This window comes from Siminovitchia terrae, from assembly GCF_003605405.2.
GTDB classification, from domain to species: Bacteria; Bacillota; Bacilli; order Bacillales; family Bacillaceae_C; genus Siminovitchia; species Siminovitchia terrae.
The window spans coordinates 33633-49771 of sequence record NZ_QYTW02000020.1 but is presented as its reverse complement, the minus strand read 5'-3'; the positions used below and the strand labels follow the sequence as shown (position 1 = coordinate 49771).

Annotated in this window: 15 protein-coding genes and 2 pseudogenes; 14 read left to right on the top strand and 3 right to left on the bottom strand. The window is 39.7% G+C overall.

The annotated features are described in order from the left end of the window. Positions 1-195 precede the first annotated feature (195 nt). Entirely contained in the window at positions 196-888 is a 693-nt protein-coding gene (locus D5F11_RS17505) for a response regulator transcription factor (RefSeq protein WP_120117322.1), read from the top strand. Then, positions 885-1880, top strand: coding sequence for a sensor histidine kinase (locus D5F11_RS17500; RefSeq protein ID WP_120117323.1), 996 nt, complete (start codon positions 885-887; stop codon positions 1878-1880). Before D5F11_RS17505 ends, D5F11_RS17500 begins: the two co-directional genes overlap by 4 nt. A gap of 358 nt (positions 1881-2238) precedes the next feature. On the opposite strand, the gene D5F11_RS26685 is transcribed toward D5F11_RS17500, so the two are convergent. Continuing rightward, positions 2239-2391: a hypothetical protein gene (locus tag D5F11_RS26685; protein WP_185830768.1), complete on the bottom strand. Its 153-nt coding sequence runs from the start codon at positions 2389-2391 to the stop codon at positions 2239-2241. A 391-nt stretch (positions 2392-2782) separates the two neighbouring features. After that, entirely contained in the window at positions 2783-4150 is a 1368-nt protein-coding gene (locus D5F11_RS17490; protein ID WP_245998249.1) for a sigma-54 interaction domain-containing protein, read from the bottom strand. Between the two features lie 212 nt (positions 4151-4362). On the opposite strand from D5F11_RS17490, the gene D5F11_RS17485 reads away from it, so the two are divergent. The 9 genes and pseudogenes from D5F11_RS17485 (at position 4363) to D5F11_RS27530 (ending at position 11728) form a co-directional block, all read left to right on the top strand. After that, a complete protein-coding gene (locus tag D5F11_RS17485; RefSeq protein WP_120117324.1) occupies positions 4363-5385 on the top strand; it encodes an NAD(P)/FAD-dependent oxidoreductase in 1023 nt (340 codons plus the stop codon). A 206-nt stretch (positions 5386-5591) separates the two neighbouring features. Continuing rightward, positions 5592-5837: a ferredoxin gene (locus D5F11_RS17480; protein WP_120117325.1), complete on the top strand. Its 246-nt coding sequence runs from the start codon at positions 5592-5594 to the stop codon at positions 5835-5837. A gap of 240 nt (positions 5838-6077) precedes the next feature. Continuing rightward, positions 6078-7160, top strand: coding sequence for an aromatic ring-hydroxylating oxygenase subunit alpha (locus D5F11_RS17475; protein ID WP_120117326.1), 1083 nt, complete (start codon positions 6078-6080; stop codon positions 7158-7160). A 13-nt stretch (positions 7161-7173) separates the two neighbouring features. Then, the gene (locus tag D5F11_RS28200) at positions 7174-7344 is read left to right on the top strand and encodes a hypothetical protein (protein ID WP_313432869.1); all 171 of its coding nucleotides are present in this window, start codon (positions 7174-7176) and stop codon (positions 7342-7344) included. Continuing rightward, positions 7341-7577, top strand: a complete 237-nt coding sequence (locus tag D5F11_RS28195; protein WP_425470843.1) for an aldehyde dehydrogenase family protein — start codon at positions 7341-7343, stop codon at positions 7575-7577. The genes D5F11_RS28200 and D5F11_RS28195 overlap by 4 nt, the downstream gene beginning before the upstream one ends. A gap of 220 nt (positions 7578-7797) precedes the next feature. After that, positions 7798-8108: pseudogene (locus D5F11_RS17465) on the top strand (aldehyde dehydrogenase family protein); the annotation flags it as partial. Positions 8109-8123: 15 nt separating this feature from the next. After that, positions 8124-9212, top strand: a complete 1089-nt coding sequence (locus D5F11_RS17460) for a tartrate dehydrogenase (RefSeq protein WP_120117327.1) — start codon at positions 8124-8126, stop codon at positions 9210-9212. Between the two features lie 154 nt (positions 9213-9366). Next, entirely contained in the window at positions 9367-10920 is a 1554-nt protein-coding gene (locus D5F11_RS17455; RefSeq protein ID WP_120117328.1) for a BCCT family transporter, read from the top strand. A gap of 384 nt (positions 10921-11304) precedes the next feature. Continuing rightward, a pseudogene (locus tag D5F11_RS27530) lies at positions 11305-11728 on the top strand (MarR family winged helix-turn-helix transcriptional regulator). A 320-nt stretch (positions 11729-12048) separates the two neighbouring features. Here the strand turns inward: D5F11_RS27530 and D5F11_RS17445 are convergent. Then, positions 12049-12903, bottom strand: coding sequence for an undecaprenyl-diphosphate phosphatase (locus tag D5F11_RS17445; RefSeq protein ID WP_120117329.1), 855 nt, complete (start codon positions 12901-12903; stop codon positions 12049-12051). A 284-nt stretch (positions 12904-13187) separates the two neighbouring features. Between D5F11_RS17445 and D5F11_RS17440 the strand changes: the two genes are divergently transcribed. The 3 genes from D5F11_RS17440 to D5F11_RS17430 all read left to right on the top strand — a co-directional run bounded on the left by D5F11_RS17440 (position 13188) and on the right by D5F11_RS17430 (position 15998). Beyond that, positions 13188-14525, top strand: coding sequence for a hemolysin family protein (locus tag D5F11_RS17440; RefSeq protein ID WP_120117330.1), 1338 nt, complete (start codon positions 13188-13190; stop codon positions 14523-14525). Between the two features lie 182 nt (positions 14526-14707). Then, positions 14708-15265 carry a transposase gene (locus D5F11_RS17435; RefSeq protein WP_120117331.1) on the top strand — a complete coding sequence of 186 codons (558 nt, stop codon included), beginning with the start codon at positions 14708-14710 and terminating at the stop codon, positions 15263-15265. A 61-nt stretch (positions 15266-15326) separates the two neighbouring features. Continuing rightward, a complete protein-coding gene (locus D5F11_RS17430; protein WP_120117366.1) occupies positions 15327-15998 on the top strand; it encodes a GntR family transcriptional regulator in 672 nt (223 codons plus the stop codon). Positions 15999-16139: the final 141 nt, after the last annotated feature.

Sequence of the window (16139 nt, the reverse complement as noted above, 5' to 3'; positions counted from 1 at the left end):
CATGGGGGGTCTGACCCCCATCGCTTTAACGCGTTGACGTGGCAGGGGTCAGACCCCTTGGTCATTGGTAAATCCCGTAATTCAGAGTATTATATAAACGAGTTCTTAAGTTGATATGAAATGTATGAAACCAATCAATTATATTTTGGAAAAAATGGATGATAGAATAATGATAATGAGACAGGGGGGGATCCGATGTATACGATATTAATTGTTGAAGATGAAATGAATATCGCCAATACATTAAAAAACCATCTTGAAAAATACGGCTATCAGTGTCACATTGTATTCGATTTTGAAAGGGTACTCGATATTTTTCAGGAGGTAGAACCGCACCTGGTGATCATGGATATCAATTTGCCTGCCTTTGATGGGTATTATTGGTCACGTAAAATAAGACAGTTATCGAATTGTCCCATTATGATTCTCTCTGCTCGTGTAAGTGAGTTAGATCAAGTGTATGGAATTGAGAACGGAGCGGATGACTTCATTACAAAGCCTTTTGTAATAGATGTTGTGTTGGCAAAAATAAATGGACAAATTCGCCGAGTCTATGGGGAATATGCACAGGATTCACAAAAGCGTACTCTCAAAAGAGGAAATACAGTTTTAAACATTGACGCTGTCCGGTTATCGACACCTGACGAGGAAGAACTCTTAACAGTAAAAGAACTAATGTTATGTTCAATGCTATTTGAAGCATTTCCTAATGTTGTATCGAGGCAACAGTTACTTTCTGCTATCTGGGATGAAGAGATGTTTGTCGAGGAAAATACTCTTACAGTTAATATTAAAAGACTGCGTAAGAAATTAGAAGGAATTCATTCTTCATTGGAAATAGCAACAATCCGGGGGATTGGCTACCAGTTAAGGGAGAAAGATATATGAAATTGTTTCTACGGGACCAATTGAGTTTTATTATCCTTTATTTTATAACGTTTATAAGTTTGCCGATCATTATTCATCATCTAGATGGAATCGAGAATCACTATCCTTATTTTATATTTTTATCCTTGACCTTGCTAACGATATTGCTTTTCTTTCGCTATGTTCGTCGAAAAAAAATGTACACAAATATGGAAAAAAAGAAAATAGATCATGGAGATTTTCTGATTCACCAGCCGACTGCTCCCATTGAAAAAGCATATGCTGCTAAATTGCGAGAGATTCAGTCTTTCCTTCTGTCAAAGGAACATGAATACAAGGATTCCCTCCAAGAACAGCAAATAATGATTTCTCAAGCTGTTCATCAAATGAAGACGCCCCTTTCTGTCATTCATTTATTGATCCAGTCGAACCAATCGAAAGAACCGAGTTTATTTCTAGAATGGCAAAAAGTCAAAACAGAATGTAACAAGTTGAACTTTTCCTTAAATCAGTTATTAACGTATAGCCGTTCTACCAAATTATTAGCCGATCTAAAAATAGAGCCAATCCCATTAAAAAACCTTGTGCAGGAAGTAATTAATGATTTAAAAGATTACTTCATTGAGAAAGAAGTCTATCCTAGAAGCGCAATTGAAGAAAATATATTGATTTTTTCGGACCGAAAATGGCTAAAGGTTGTTATTTATCAGTTATTAAGTAATGCTGTCAAATACGGTGAGACGGGACCTTCCGTTCTGATTCAATATGAAGATGGACAGTTATTCATCCGAAACAGGGGAGAAACAATATCTGAAAGTGAAATAAACCGTGTATTTGAATTGTTTTACACAGGTACGCAAGGTCGGAAGAAGGGAGAAGCGACTGGTATCGGACTTTACTTAGTCAATAAAATTCTGTCTACCTTAAACCATCCATACAAGTTAACCTCTACAAATAATGAAACGACATTTGCGATCGATTTTTCAGGAAGTATCGTTACGGCTGCCGAATGAGGCAGTCGTTTTTGGGTAGGATCATTTTGTTATAACGGAGGCTGTTATTCATCAGTCGGGTTTACTGTTAGATATTGATTGTGTGGAAGCAAAAGCTAATTTGGTTAGGAAACCCCCACTTCAAAAACGGGTGTTTTAAGTGGTGGGAGGTTCATCCTTATGTACTGACTCAATTCCTCGTCATTTTCTGCTCTATGTTTTGATCTGTTTTATTAGATCCATTGGAGAAAAAGGCCGGAACAGGACATCTTCCGCCCGGAAACGAAGTGCTTGATAGACGGTTTGGAAAATCCTCTCAAATGAAAGGTCCAGCCAGTGGGTGTTTTTTCTCTGAAGAAACTCACCGATTCTTTGGTTTTCATCTTTTCAGCCGCCCATATCCAAAATAATCAGGTCTGGCTGATGCTTTGCTGCACAACGGAATTAGTTGAACACCGGTAAGGTGCGATGTGACCATCCATTGTATTCCTTGTGCCTCTAGTTCATTTTTCGCTATCAAGTGGATCTCCATTTATTACACCTCCCTTTTTGTCGTATTCCTATTATCATAATAAAAGATATTAGCATGCAAGAAAAACCTGCTCTTCTAGTTGGATAAGGGAATACATAGTGGGCAGGTGCAATCAGTAAGCATGGCATACGCGTGGCAGTATAGCTTGGGTTTTTTGCCAGCAGAAGGCAAAGTTTGTTTATAGGGCCAAGAGTTAACTACTCCTTGTTCTTGTGCTTTGCCTCATTGGCATGGGGAGTGTCCTCTATAGCTGAGGTTTCCCGGAAGGAGGCATTGCCTCCAACCCAAAGTGGAAAGTCAGCAGAATGTGGAAACCCAGCCAAAAAATAGCCATCCAGATGAATAATGAAGCATTCAATTTGGAATGACTCACTGGTTGTTTGATGTCAATTTATCCGATTAAATCTTGGCAATATTCTCTAATTAACCGGGAGGCTTTTGTTTGACTAATACTTAAATCGCTGGCTACTTTCCTTGAGGAGCGATGTTCTAAATATGATTTTCTTATTAAAATTCTCGTTGTATCGGACAGAGCTTTATCAAGGGTTGTGGCTTGCAAAAGTTTTGGGATTGGTCCAACGCTGTCCTTGATCAAGTCTGGAAGGTCATCAACTTGGATAATGGAATTGCTGATCACTACAAGTCGTTCCATTAAGTTTTCAAGCTGGCGGACGTTTCCCGGCCAAGAATATTGAATGAGAATATCCAGACATTCTTTTGAAATGACTTTATTTTCATTGTATTTTTTATTGAATTTATTTAAAAAACGATACGTTAATGGAATGATTTCTTCTTTTCTTTCTTTAAGTGACGGCAATTGAACATCGACAACGTTTAAACGATAGAATAGGTCCTCACGAAACTTCTTTTCTTGCACCATTTCCAATAGATTCCGATTTGTGGCTGCAATAATCCGAATATCCACTTTTCTTGTTTCATTGCTGCCAAGCGGAATAAACTCTTTGTCCTGGATTACTTGAAGCAACTTGGCTTGAATACCCAGCGGCATTTCTCCAATTTCATCAAGGAATAAAGTCCCGCCGTCCGCAGCTGCAATTAATCCCTCTTTACCTGAACCCTTTGCACCAGTGAAGGCGCCTTCTGTGTATCCGAATAACTCAGATTCTAACAGTTCTGCAGGGATAGCAGCACAATTAATATTCATGAAAGGTTGACTTTTTCTTTTACTAATTTGATGTATGTGTTGGGCAAGCACACCCTTACCTGTCCCAGATTCTCCTAAAATGAGGACAGTGGAATCTGTTCCCGCAATTTTTGTACAAAATTCAAGGATTTTCCTCATTTTTTCACAGTTGGCAATCATTTTCCTTGAACCCGTTTCCGGTTCTTGCTCATTTTTATTTTCCGATTCTCCGTTCTTTAGTAACTTATATCTCTGGAGCTCAGAAGAGGTGATAACCACTAATTCAATTTCATTTTCCTCATTTAAAATTGGAATAGCAGATGACATTAATTCTGTTCCAATATAGGTCTCTTGCTTCATGTAACAGGGTTTTTTCGTCTCGTAAACTTCCGGAACAATAGATGGCTTCCAATATCCTTTGTTAAATAAGTCGAGATTTAACTTTCCAATGATCTCAGAAGGTTTCAATCCATAATGCTTTTCACAGGTGCGGTTCACATACACAATTCTCTGCTCTCCATCCAATACAAAAATCTCATCTGAAGAATAATCAAGTATTCTCAAAAGAGCCTCCATCGTTATTTCTAAAGTATTATCCTCCGTTTTTTTATTCAAATAAAGCCCCCCTTTTTTAAATGAATCAAACTTAACTCAACACTCCGTTAATTTCGAGTTTAATATAACTCAAAAAAAAGAATTTTGCACCTATTTTTTTTATTTTAGCTGAACCTTACACGTTTTTTAAAAGGTGGCATGGTAGTTGCAATAAATAAACTTAAGATTTTAAAAAAGAATACCTTTTCAGTTAGATAAAAGGAGGCTTGCTTATGGAAACACATATAGAGGATTATGACATCACGGTTATTGGGGGAGGGCCCGTCGGGCTATTTACTGCCTTTTATGCGGGGATGCGCAATGCTTCGGTAAAAATTATTGAAAGTCTACCGCAATTGGGTGGTCAACTGTCTGCATTATATCCAGAGAAATACATTTATGACATTGCTGGTTTTCCGAAAGTCAGCGGGCAGGAATTGATTAATAACTTATTGGAGCAAGTGAACCAGTTTGAAACAAAAGCTTGTCTGAATCAGTCCGTTGAAAGTATCGTTCGGGTAAATGAAAAGCTGTTTGCTATTACGACGAACAAAGAAACGCATTATTCCAAAGCTGTGATCATTACAGCAGGGAACGGTGCCTTTCAGCCTCGGAAATTGAAAGTTGAGGGTGAAGAAAAATTTGAGCGAACGAATCTTCATTACTCCGTTCAAAACTTAGCACAATTCGAAGGCCAAGAAGTGGTTGTTTTTGGTGGAGGAGATTCCGCGGTAGACTGGGCTTTGATGTTGGAATCGGTTGCTAAAAAAGTCACAATCGTTCATCGCAGAGATAAATTCCGAGCACATGAGCATAGTGTGGATTTATTGATGAAATCAAAGGTGGAAGTTTTAACTCCATATGTACCGACTGAGCTTGTTGGCAATGAAAAGATTGAAAAAGTGGTTGTTACAGAAGCCAAGGGTGATAAAAAAATTGAATTGAAGGCTGACGCTGTATTAGTTAACTACGGGTTTATTTCTTCACTTGGCCCGATTAAGGATTGGGGACTAGAAATCAGCAAAAATTCAATTGTCGTCAATTCCAAAATGGAAACAAATATTCCAGGTATTTATGCTGCAGGCGATATTTGCACGTATGAAGGAAAGGTCAAGCTGATCGCAAGCGGTTTCGGTGAAGCACCAACAGCAGTGAGCAATGCGAAAGTTTATATTGATCCGACCGCGAAAGTACAGGCTGTCCACAGCACAACATTGATGGAAAGCAAAGATAAAATTTTAACTTCATTCAGCTGAAGTCTTCCACTTCTGTAAGTGGTGAGATGAATGCCTATTGGTATTCCATTCAGCGGGGTTCAAACCCTGGCTGAATAAAGTTAAAGCCTTCGGCTGATGCCACAGATTTTTAGAGGAAATTTATTGAGCTTAAGCTCGATAAAATCTGGGCACAAATACGTCAAGGCGCATTTGATATTAAGTGTCAACAAACAGGAGGTTTTCTGATGGCGAAATACACATGGGTAGATCAAGAGACCTGCATTGCATGTGGGGCTTGCGGAGAAACAGCACCAGACATCTTTGATTATGACGAAGAGGGAATCTCTTACGTAATTTTAGACAACAATTCCGGAGAGTGCCAAGTGCCGGAGGAATTTGAAGATGACTTAGAGGATGCACATGATGGATGTCCAACCAGCTCGATCAAAGTTTCTGAGGAACCATTTGGCAAAGCTGAAAAGGCTAGCTGAATTTTATGTATTATATAACTTCATTCAGCAGAAGTCTCCCACTTCTGTAAGTGGTGAGATGAATGCATATTATATTGGTATTCCATTCAGTGGGGGTTCAAACCCCGGCTGAATAAAGTTAAAGCCTCCGGCGGATGCCACAGATTTTCAGGGGAAATTTATCGAGCTTAAGCTCGATAAAATCTGGGCGCAAATACGCCAAGGCGCATTTGATAACGATAAAATCAGGGGGAATTTTTCATGGCATATAACAAGGTAATTAACAAGTCAAATCGTACATTCGAAAGAACACTCTCTTATGATAAATACACTGATCCAAAAGTATTAGAAAAAGAAATGGACGTCATTTTTTCAAAAACGTGGCAAAAAGTGGGCCACGTCAGCCAATTGGAGAAGGAAGGATCTTTTTTTACAACGGAAGTCGCAAATGAACCGATTATTGTGGTCCGCGGACAAGACGGTGTCATCCGGGCCTTCTATAACGTTTGTCCTCATCGTGCTACAAAACTGGAACAAAATGAATCTGGTAAAAAAAGAATTTTACAATGTGGATATCATGGATGGACTTTCAAGCTAGACGGAAAACTGAATAAGACACCTAACTTTAGAGGAGAGGATGCAGCCTGTGTCCAAGATGCCTGTTTGCGCCCGGTCCGAATGGAAATTTTGGAATCGCTTATTTTTGTAAACTTGGATGACGATGCTAAGCCATTGGCCGAATCCTATGGAGACTTCTTCGAGCGTTTAAGCAAATTTCCATTCTTGGGCGAATTAAAAAGAACAAACGTAAAAACAAGGCATCTTAAAGCGAATTGGAAAGCGTTTGTGGATAACTATTTGGAGTGTGATCACTGTCATGTAGCACACCCTAGCTTTATTGCTACATTGGATATGAACGCATACCAAATCATGACTTGTGAGAACTATTCTGTTCAAGCTTCAAGCGTGAAGCCAGATAAGAATTACGGCTCTGTAGAATTGGATGAAGCAGAAATGCAAGGAGGTTCCTTCTATTGGTTATGGCCAAACTTGATGTTAACAATCTATCCTGGACCGGGAAATATGGCTACGATCCAATTAAAACCAATAGATCATGAAAATACGTTGATTGTTTATACGTATTATTTCCGTGATGAGGAATTGACTCAGGATGAAAAAGACTTAGTAGCCTTTGCGGAGCAAGTTCGCCAGGAGGACATAGATCTTGTTGAGTTAGAGCAGATCGGGTTCCGTTCACGTGCTTTTGAGCGCGGTAGATATTCTTCTTCTGAACAAGCCATTGTACAGTTTCATGAAATGGTACTGGAGGCTATCGATAAATAATGTTGGAAGCGGAGTGAAATCAGAAAAAAAGTCGTTAGTCATCAATGGCGAGCGGGTTGCAGCATCAAGCTACACGCCTCTCTATTCTCCAAATTCCGGTGAAGAGATCGCCCAAATTGCGACGGCGAGCAAGGAGCAAAAATCACTAGCGCCAGTAAAGCGCGTTCAATCACTGGCAAAATGACTGCTTTTGAGCGGGCAGAAATATTGGAAAAGGCTGCCTCTATTCTAAGTGATAAAGCAGATGAGGCAGCAAGAATCATAGCTTTGGAGTCAGCAGAACCTATTGCTTTTGCCAGAGCTGAAGTAGCGAGAACAATAGAGACTTATAAAATTTCCGCTGAAGAAGTAAAAAGAATTCATGGAGAAACGATTCCATTTGATGCAGCAGCACAGGCCGTTTTGGCTACACAGTAAGAGAACTCATTGGAGTGATAGGAGCGATTACACCGTTTAACTTCATTCATCAGAAATCCCCCACTTCTGTAAGTGGTGAGATGAATGCCTATTAGTATTCCATTCAGTGGGGGTTCAAACCCCGGCTGAATAAAGTCAAAGCCTCCGGCGGATGCCACAGATTTTATCGAGCGGAGCTCGATAAAATCTGGGCACAAATACGCCAAGGCGCATTTGATAAGTATCTTGTCAGGAAGTATTTGCACCAGTGGTTGTTATAAATAAAGTAGGGTCTGTTGAGGAAGCTGTCAGCTATGTCAATGATTCCCGTTTCGGACTTCAGGCTGGAATTTATACAAACAATATAAAAAATGCCCTGAAAGCAGTAAATGAACTGTATGTTGGCAGGGTATTGTCAACGATGTGCCGACATTTAGAGTGGATCAAATGCCATACGGAGGAGTAAAAAACAGTGGAACCGGCCGTGTAGGCGTTAAATATGCAGTAGAAGAAATGAAGGAAATGAAATTAGTTGTTTGGAACCAAAGCTAAGAATGAGGGACTGGTATGAAAACATATAAAATAGCGGTGATCCCGGGTGACGGGATCGGTCCGGAAGTCATCAATGAAGGTGTTAAAGTATTAAATAAAATAGCTGAGCTTGATTCAAGCTTCAAATTTGATTTCACATACTTTCCGTGGGGGTGCAGGTTTTACACAAAACATGGAAAAATGATGGATGATGATGGGATTGATCAGTTAAAGGAATTTGACGCAATTTATTTAGGGGCAGTCGGTTTTCCTGGCGTACCTGACCACATTTCTTTATGGGACTTGCTGTTGGTGATTCGTAAAAGCTTTGATCAATACGTTAATCTTCGTCCTGTTAAATTATTGCGTGGAGCTCATTCAGCCTTAGCGAATACTAAGAACGATGATATCGATATGTTGTTCATCCGTGAGAATACCGAAGGAGAATACTCTGGGGCTGGTGATTGGCTTTTCAAGGGCCAAGATAACGAAGTTGTATTGCAAAATGCTGTATTTTCCCGTAAGGGGACGGAGCGCATCATTCGTTATGCTTTTGAAGTCGCTAGAAGGGAAGGAAAGACGCTTACGAGCATTTCAAAAGCGAATGCTTTAAATTATTCTATGGTTTTCTGGGACGAAGTGTTTGAAGAAGTAAGCCTGGATTATCCAGAAGTAAAGACAGCCTCTTATCTCGTTGATGCGGCAGCGATGCTGATGATAACTGATCCGAAACGATTTGAAATCGTCGTGACGTCCAATTTATTCGGTGATATCTTAACGGATGTTGGAGCAGCTATCGCCGGTGGCATTGGACTTGCCGCAGGCGCCAACATCAATCCGGAAAGAAAATATCCATCTATGTTCGAACCTGTCCACGGATCAGCTCCTGATATAGCCGGGAAAGATTTGAGCAATCCCTTGGCAACTTTTTGGTCTGCTAGCCAAATGCTAGATTTCTTTGGATATGAAGAGTATGGAGAAGTAATTGTCTCTGGAATTGAAGAGTTACTTTCTACAAAAGAGCTGCTTACACCTGATATGGGAGGAACGGCTACTACTTCCGAAGTTGGAGATAAAATGGTGGAAATTGTAACTTCCCAAATTAAGGGGAAAGTATTAGGATAAGGAAATATTCAGACAGGAACAGATACTTATTCCTGTCTGATAAAAAAACTTACCTATACTCTTTATATCTAAAGATTCATTGGAAAACGCTTACAAATCTGTTCTGGGTTTCATTTGATAAGAGGGAGTATATAAAAACAATAGGAGTGTTAATATGAAGGGAAAGAAAGCGGTCTTTTATATCTCATTAGCTTTCAGTCTATTTTTGATTAGTCTTGGTGTTTTTATTCCAAAGCAAGTGGAGAAATTTTCCACTACATCGTTATCGTTTATTTATAATAATTTGGGATGGTTTATCTTAGGGAGCGTATTTGTATTTTTTGCTTTCTGTATGTATGTAGGGCTTTCAAAGTTTGGTCATATTAGATTAGGAGAAGACTCTGATCGCCCGGAATATAAAACAGCTACTTGGGTTGGAATGTTATTCAGTGCTTCAATTGGGATCAGCTTAGTATTTTGGGGAGTGGCTGAACCTGTATCCTATTATATTGACCCTCCATTTGGGAAAGGTTCTTCAGAGGAATCGGCTAAACTTGCCATGCAGTTTGTTTATTTACACTGGGGCGTATCAGCATGGGCATGCTATGCACTGGTAGGGGTATCTCTTGCCTTTTTCCAATATAGAAAAAAGCTTCCTGCTTCATTAAGTTCAGTTTTTTACCCTTTAGTGGGAGATAAAATTCGTGGAAAATTTGGTAAAACGATTGATATTATTGTCATTCTTTCCATTGTGATTGGAATTGCAACATCCCTGGGTTTCGGAACACTGCAAGTAAACAGCGGGGTAAACGTCCTTTGGGGATTACCTGTTAATTTTAGCGTGCAAATATTCATCGTTCTGGCTGTTACATTGATTTACGTAGGTTCTACAGTATCAGGCCTTCAAGGCGCAATGAAGCATTTATCGAATTTAAACATGTTATTGGCGTTTGCTTTACTTGGATTAATCTTGTTCCTTGGGCCGACTCAAAGTATTTTTAAAATATTTTTCCAAGGAGTCGGAGATTATGCACAAAATTTCATAGGCATGTCTTTCCGAACAGAACCTTATAATGATGGGTCTTGGATCGCGAGTTGGACATTGTTTTACTTTGGCTGGTGGATTGCATGGGCACCACTCGTGGGCAGCTTCGTTGCCAGAATTTCAAAAGGGCGTACAATTAAGGAATTCATGATGGGAGCAGTGTTCATTCCGGTAGTTGGTTCATTCTTTTGGTTTGCGGTCATGGGAGGGTCTGCTATTCACCTTATCCAGATTGATGGCGCGACAGAACTTGCAAATGCTGTATCTACAGATGTTACTTCTGCTTTATTTAAATTCTTCGAGTATTTTCCAATGAGTGCTTTTCTAAGCATCCTCGCAATGGTGCTTGTATTGGTTTTCTTTATTACATCAGCAAACTCGGCAGTCTTCGTTTTGGGCATGATCAGTGAAAATGGAAATCCCAATCCAAAAACTAGGACAAAAATCATTTGGGGAGCCGTCATTGCAGGCATTTCAATTGTTCTTATTGTGACAGGAGGATTGCAAGGGCTGCAATCTGCACTCGTCGCAGCAGCTGTCCCATTATCCGTTATGATGTTAGTCATGTGTTACTCAACCTATAAAGGATTGAATAACGAGCTTATTTTGATGAAAAGCAGCGAAAGAGAAGGAAAGGAACATGTAATAGATTTAGAGGCGCAACAGACAAGGAAAGAAGCGTAAGGTCAACAGGCGGCAAGAAATAAGCTAGTAAAAGGTCTGAATCGTGGTAACATTGTTCAGGCCTTTTATTTTTCCTAGAACATTGAAGAAGTCACGGAAAAACTTACTACGAATTGCAGCGCGTGCTAATATATTATGAACCTTAAAAATGGGTTAACAAATGTAACAAATTAATCTATGAAGGAATGGTATTGATGGATGATAAAACTCAAGATCAAACTATCCCTGAGGTTATTTATTGTTTTAACTTCATTCAGTAGAAGTCTCCCACTTCAGTAAGTGGTGAGATGAAAGCATATTGGTATTCCATTCAGTGGGGGTTCAAACCCCGGCTGAATAAAATTAAAGCCTCCGGCGGATGCCACAGATTTTCAAAGGAAATTTATTGAGCGGAGCTCGATAAAATCTGGGCGCAAATACGCCAAGGCGCATTTGATCGAGGGCTTAAATTCAATAAAGAAACGTGTGGAAGAAGATATAAAGTCATTGGATGAAATCCAACTGAATTTGCTGTTCTTGGAATGATATATAGTAAAGGTGAACAGCCAATACAAAAATTGGTGAGAAGGTATTGATTGTAAGCAGCATTACTTATGTAGTGGATAAGCTAGAAAAGAAAAAAATAATACAGAGAAAACTTGTCCAAAAGATTGACGTATCACCTATACCACTATTACCCAAGCCGGGACAGATTTGTTTTCACTGAACATAAATTGGCGATTAAAGAGACATGTGCAGGTTTAACGACGGAAGAAAGGTTATGATTGAACAATTAAAAAAGTTAGGACATTACGCACAGAATTTATAGGTTTTTTTGAGCATTTACCTCGAATTCGCAGTATGCTAATTAATGGTAATTTTGCTAATTGTGAATTGATGGGGAGAAAGATGAAGCCATAATGCTCCGCTAGAAGATTGGAGGGGAAAGAAATGACAAAAAGAACAATGGGAATTCATCACATTACAGCTATTATAACCTTTACCATAATGTCTTCGTTCTAGATTCCACAGGAGTTGCTATGAGCGTCGTCTGTGGTTGCCATCAGCGTAGGCATGAATACCAGCACAGAAAGGCTGTACAGGTCATCAGTTTTTCTGACTTACTGTACAGCTTTATTCTCTGCACCCTTATTTGATGTTTATATAAATTACCAAAATGACTGCGGCTAACACAACTCTGTAAATCGCAAAAGGCATCAATTTGATTCGGCTGATCAAAGCTAGGAAAAAGCGGATGGACAGCCAGGCAAAAACAAAGGCGCTGATAAATCCGACCACAAAAAATGGAATGACATCCACTGTCAGAACATCCATTTTTTTATATAAAGAGACAGCACTTGCCCCGAACATGATCGGTATCGCCATGATAAAAGTAAAATCCGCAGCGGCACGGTATTTCAATCCCAGCAAGACCCCGCCTGAGATGGTAGACCCAGATCGGGAAAAGCCTGGCCATAATGCGATACATTGGAATAGGCCGATCAAAAAAGCCTGTTTAATGGAGATGTCATCAAGGTTTGTTTTTTCCTTGGCTGATGAACTTGATCTTGCTTTCCAATCAGCTGCCGCCATTAAAATCGCTCCTCCCACGAGGCCGACCAATACCGTTTCTACAGAAAAGAGGTATGTATCAATAAAATCCTCTAGTGTAAATCCCAGTATGATGGCTGGAATCAATCCGACGATTATGTGCGTTAATCGAAGACGAGAATGGCCCTCATCAGGTACGGGAGAATCTGCCGTACGAATCCCGAACAAGCTCAGAATCCGCTGCCAAAAAACGATGGCCGCCGCTAGAACGGATCCTAATTGGATAACCACTTTAAACGTATTGGCTACTTCCCGGGATTTTAGCAGCTCTGCTGACTTTAATAAAATATCATCCACGATGATCATATGGCCTGTCGACGAAACAGGAGCGAATTCGGTCATGCCTTCAACAAATCCCAATATTAACGCGACAATGAATTCCCAGATGCTCATTTCTATTATTTCCTCACTTTCAAATCAATGGGTTTATTTTACATGGAAAAGTCGAGAAAGAAAATAGGAGATTTCCGAATGCGGCCTTTAAGACTTGTCCACTCTTATAATAGACGCGTTATTTTTCACTTTTACAACGCACTCGTAGAAAAATGTGATTGTTTTAATATATGAACTTGAGAAAACGTATAGTATAATATTTTATAAAAGTGTGTTCGGCCATCAGGCCGACAGGCAATCTTAATTCTTGGGAGGTGTACGCCTTTCTTTGAAAGGCGAACTATTTGGACGTTGCCAGTTTACTCTTAATCGCACTATTAATTGCAATGACCGCTTTTTTCGTAGCAGCAGAATTTGCTATTGTAAAAATTAGAAGCAGCCGTGTAGACCAGCTGATAGAAGAAGGAAAGCCGGGGGCTAAGGCAGTAAAGCATGTTATTACACATATGGATGAATATTTATCAGCATGCCAGCTTGGGATTACGCTTACAGCTCTTGGAATTGGCTGGCTGGGTGAACCAGCAGTTAAATCGTTGTTCGACCCTTTGTTTGAAAAATGGGGGCTTGGACCGTCTGTCACCCAAATGCTTTCCATCACAATTGCTTTTCTGATCATCACTTTTTTACACGTAGTCGTTGGTGAATTAGCTCCAAAAACAGTGGCGATTCAAAAAGCAGAGGAAATTTCCTTGATGACTGCTAAGCCGTTGATTTTGTTTTACCGAATCGCGTTTCCTTTCATCTGGGTGCTCAACGGTTCTGCCCGCTTACTGGTGAAAATTTTCGGTCTTCATTCGGTATCGGAACATGAAGTCTCCCATTCCGAAGAAGAACTTAGAATTATACTGTCTGAAAGTTTTAAAAGCGGTGAGATCAATCAATCTGAGCTGACATACGTAACAAACATTTTTAAGTTCGATAACAGGGTAGCCAAAGAAATCATGGTACCGCGGACGGAAATGATCTCTTTTTCAACAGAAGAAGAAATTGAAGACTGGGTAAATGTCATCCAGGACGTAAAATTCACACGTTACCCGATATATGAAGGTGATAAGGACAATATTATCGGGCTTATTAATATTAAAGATATTTTGCTGGAGCAAATTAAAAATAGGGAATCGGACAGCGAACTGGAAATATCAGCATTTATCAAGCCTGTTATCCATGTGATTGAGACAATCCCGATCCGGGATTTGCTGCTTAAAATGCAGAAGGAACATACACATATGGCGATCCTGCTTGATGAGTACGGTGGAACTTCGGGTCTTGTCACGGTTGAAGATATAGTAGAAGAAATTGTCGGGGAGATCCGGGACGAATTTGATACAGATGAAGTGGAAGATATAACAAAGGTAGGAGAAAACCACTTTATTTTCAGCGGAAAAGTCCTGATTCCGGATGTCAACGACCTTCTCGGAACCGATCTTTCTGATGAAGACGTTGATACGCTCGGCGGATGGATTTTATCTAAGAAGTTTGATGTGATGGAAGGGGAGACTCTTCATTCCGATGACTTTGCTTTTAAAGTTACAGAATTGGACGGACACCAAATCCACTTTATCGAAGTCTTCAAAGAGGAGAAAGTGGAAGAGGAAGAGGAAGTAGAAGTGAATAAACATTGATAAAAAAGCGCTGAGGCGCTTTTTTTGATGGTCTTTTTGAGGGGTCTTTTTGAGGGGTCTGACCCCCGTTGCGTTAATGCGTCACCGCATAATAGAGAATCGAATATGAAGGAGGAATAAGCTGAAAGATGTCGAATAGCCTTAAATAGCTATAAAAATTAAACTAATAAGGGGTGCTGCCTATGGCGAGAAAAACAAGAGTTTGGTTTCCCGGCGCTGTTTACCATATAACAAAACGTGGAAATCGACGTTCTTCAATTTTCTATGATGATAGGGATCGTCTTACTTACCTTGGAATATTTAAAGAAGTCCGCTCCGAGTTTCCTTGTATACTCCATTCCTATTGCCTCATGTTTAACCACATTCATCTCCAGTTGGAAACAATAGATCACCACCCAAAATATATCATGCAAAGACTCAATTCCCGGTACGCTATTTACTTTAACCGAAGACATTTACTGGATGGCCATTTATTCCAAGGCCGCTATGGATCAAAGTTGATTCTCTCAGAAAATTATTTCCTCAAAGTGAGCAAATATATTCATTTAAATCCTGTTGAAGCCAACATAGTCTCTTCCCCCGAAAAATATAAATGGAGTAGTTGTTTTGCCTATTTTTCATCTCAGGATAACCCATACATTGAAAAAAATCGCACGCTATCGTACTTCCCTGACCCTCCTGAAAAACACTACCGACACTTTATTGAGCGAGAGCAGGAGGAGGAATATTTATCGCGTTAAAGCGGTGGGGGTCAGACCCCCACTTGACTTCATATATGATTTTACATATGATAAATGTATGATGAAGAAAGAGAATAAACAACAAAGAGCCTATCGGATTATTAAGTCAAGGATTGTAGAAAAGGTTTTTGCACCAGGACAAAGGATTGTGATTGATCAACTGGCAAGGGAATTACAGACGAGTTCCATTCCGATCAGGGAAGCGATCCGCCAGCTTGAGGCAGAGGGACTGATTGAGTATAAGCACAATATTGGACCTGTTGTCTCATCTATCAATGAGTCCGAATATTACGAGAGCCTGCAGGTTCTTGCTGTGCTTGAGGGGTATGTAGTGGCATCCTGCTCACAAAACTTCCCGGCAGCCAAGATCATGAAGCTGAAAGAAAAAAATAAACAGATGAAGGAGGCTTTAGAGGATTTTGATATTATTGCGTTTGCCAATTTGAATACTGAGTTTCATCATCTGATTTATGAGGAAAGCACGAATAAGGTTTTGGTTGAAAGTATTCAAAATCTATGGAAACGCTTGGACTCCATCAGGGGAATCGGATCAACGCTGTATTCTGTAAGGGTAAAAGAGTCGATCAAGGAACATGAAGAAATCATTTCATTACTTGAAAAGAAGGCAGATCCGCAAAAGATTGAGGAATTGGTTCGAATGCACAAACTCCGTACAGCGGAGGATTTTGAAAGACGACGTTCTATAAGAATGGAAAATACATCGGAGAGTTAAGAAACAGAAACTAAAAACCTGTTTCTTGCTTTTAAAAAGATAATGAAAGCGGTTTCTAAAACCTTTGTTCAAAAAGTGTTTGACATAATATATGTAATCATATATGATTTAATTGTTCAGAAAATTAATCAGCATTTAAAA

Coding starts and splice junctions, on each gene's coding strand:
- D5F11_RS17455 (WP_120117328.1), top strand. CDS start 9,367: ATGAAGGGAAAGAAAGCGGTCTTTTATATCTCATTAGCTTTCAGTCTA.
- D5F11_RS17435 (WP_120117331.1), top strand. CDS start 14,708: ATGGCGAGAAAAACAAGAGTTTGGTTTCCCGGCGCTGTTTACCATATA.
- D5F11_RS17505 (WP_120117322.1), top strand. CDS start 196: ATGTATACGATATTAATTGTTGAAGATGAAATGAATATCGCCAATACA.
- D5F11_RS28195 (WP_425470843.1), top strand. CDS start 7,341: ATGACTGCTTTTGAGCGGGCAGAAATATTGGAAAAGGCTGCCTCTATT.
- D5F11_RS17500 (WP_120117323.1), top strand. CDS start 885: ATGAAATTGTTTCTACGGGACCAATTGAGTTTTATTATCCTTTATTTT.
- D5F11_RS17430 (WP_120117366.1), top strand. CDS start 15,327: ATGAAGAAAGAGAATAAACAACAAAGAGCCTATCGGATTATTAAGTCA.
- D5F11_RS17480 (WP_120117325.1), top strand. CDS start 5,592: ATGGCGAAATACACATGGGTAGATCAAGAGACCTGCATTGCATGTGGG.
- D5F11_RS17485 (WP_120117324.1), top strand. CDS start 4,363: ATGGAAACACATATAGAGGATTATGACATCACGGTTATTGGGGGAGGG.
- D5F11_RS17460 (WP_120117327.1), top strand. CDS start 8,124: ATGAAAACATATAAAATAGCGGTGATCCCGGGTGACGGGATCGGTCCG.
- D5F11_RS17445 (WP_120117329.1), bottom strand. CDS start 12,903: ATGAGCATCTGGGAATTCATTGTCGCGTTAATATTGGGATTTGTTGAA.
- D5F11_RS17475 (WP_120117326.1), top strand. CDS start 6,078: ATGGCATATAACAAGGTAATTAACAAGTCAAATCGTACATTCGAAAGA.
- D5F11_RS26685 (WP_185830768.1), bottom strand. CDS start 2,391: ATGGAGATCCACTTGATAGCGAAAAATGAACTAGAGGCACAAGGAATA.